This window comes from Rhodoplanes sp. SY1, from assembly GCF_046000175.1.
GTDB lineage: Bacteria > Pseudomonadota > Alphaproteobacteria > Rhizobiales > Xanthobacteraceae > Rhodoplanes.
The window spans coordinates 1-737 of record NZ_JBEOMB010000278.1 but is presented as its reverse complement, the minus strand read 5'-3'; the positions used below and the strand labels follow the sequence as shown (position 1 = coordinate 737).

General features: G+C 71.1%; 2 pseudogenes. Both read right to left on the bottom strand.

Annotated features, from left to right (window positions below):
* Positions 1 to 372, bottom strand: a pseudogene (locus ABTU92_RS29100) (transcriptional regulator PpsR); the annotation flags it as partial.
* Positions 373 to 470: 98 nt separating this feature from the next.
* Positions 471 to 737 (bottom strand): annotated as a pseudogene (locus tag ABTU92_RS29095) (coenzyme B12-binding protein); the annotation flags it as partial.

Here is a 737-nt window from a genome sequence, read left to right as displayed (position 1 = left end):
GAGCCGCTGCTGCAGCTCGGCGACCGGACGCAGGTCACGGCCGACTGCGACCAGCGGGCCGGATGCCAGCCGGATGGCGGAATAGAGAATCGGCACGTCCATGCCGCGGGTGGAGGGATGGTTGACCTGGCGGCGCGGGGTCGCCTGGTCGCCCGCCTCGCGCAGCAGCGCCTCGACCTTGGGACGGCTCTCGGTCGTCACCGTGTCGGCGAAGGTCTGGCCGAGCAGGGGCCCGTGACCCTCGAGGGCGGATTGCAGCTCCGGGCTCTGGCAGGCCATGTCGCGGATGATGCCGTTGTCGCCGACCACCAGCGCAACGTCCGCCGCGGCCGCGACGAGGGTCGCCGCCGCCTTCACGTCCAGCTCGCCCAACGACTCTATCGGCGCTCTGAAGCCGTTCACGTGCGACCAAGTCCTCTTTCGAGCCGTCGCCGGCCCGCCCGGTCCCTGGTCGGCGCGTCACGCGACGATCACGGACGATGGGCGAGCGCGGCGACGAGATTTTGTGCCTGGATGGGCGCCTGGCGGGCATCGACCGCGACTGCGTCGGCACCGACCCGGGCGACATAGTCCGGGTGTTCGACGAAGACGCGGCCGCCGACCAGGACGCCGACCGAGCGGTTGCAGGAGTCGCGGCGAACCGTCTGGATGCAGCCGGCGAGCGCCTCCAGACGCGATTCGCAGCTCAACGAGAAGCCCACCACGGCGAACCACTCGTTGCGGACCATGGCGGCGAG